The sequence below is a fragment of the Oleiphilus sp. HI0066 genome (assembly GCF_001635725.1).
In genome coordinates, this window is the sequence record NZ_LWFH01000577.1 from 1 (window position 1) to 846 (window position 846).

At 47.2% G+C, this 846-nt stretch carries 1 protein-coding gene; it reads right to left on the reverse strand.

The annotated features are described in order from the left end of the window. Positions 1-846, reverse strand: an 846-nt coding sequence (locus A3738_RS07705) for a bifunctional (p)ppGpp synthetase/guanosine-3',5'-bis(diphosphate) 3'-pyrophosphohydrolase (RefSeq protein ID WP_156504069.1), incomplete at both ends; no start/stop codon positions are given.

An 846-nucleotide genomic window follows, 5' to 3' on the forward strand; every position in this document is an offset into this window, starting at 1 on the left:
AATGGCGCGGCCATCTTGGATATTATGGTCACGATCTTGTTGCTTAAACCAATGAACGACTTTGGCACGGGATCGAGACGTTTGAATATACCCGAGGCTCGGGTTCAACCAGTCTCGACTTGGCGCAGGATTGTTGGAGGTTAGAATCTCTACTTGTTCGCCAGTTCTTAAAGGGTACGTAAGCGGAACAATACGACCATTCACTTTTGCACCGCGACAAGCATGACCTACATCGGTATGAACGCGATACGCCAAATCAACGGGTGTAGCACCGTTTGGCAAATCGACGACATGCCCCTTTGGTGTAAACACATACACACGATCGGCGTTGACATCAGCGCTTAAGTGCTGCGCTATTTCTGAAACATCACCGACTTCTTCTTGCCACTCTAGAACTTGGCGCAACCAATTAATTTTGTCTTCGTAGCCAGTCGACCCTGATTTAACGTCAGTTCCCTTGTAACGATAATGCGCACAGACACCTAACTCGGCTTCGTCATGCATCTCTTGAGTACGGATCTGAATTTCCATGACCTTACCGCCAGGACCTACCACAGCGGTGTGTAATGAGCGATACCCGTTTTCTTTCGGGTTCGCTATGTAATCATCAAATTCATAAGGGATGTGTCGCCAAAGCGAGTGCACGACGCCAAGTGCCGCATAACAGTCTGCGACTTTAGGAACCAATATACGGAAGGCGCGAATATCATAAATCTCAGAAAAATCGAGATTCTTACGGCGCATTTTTCGCCAAATGCTGTAAATGTGTTTACTTCGACCAGCCACATCACCTTCGATATGCGCGTTTTCTAATTCACGCTCAATGGTAGCTGTCACATCAACAAT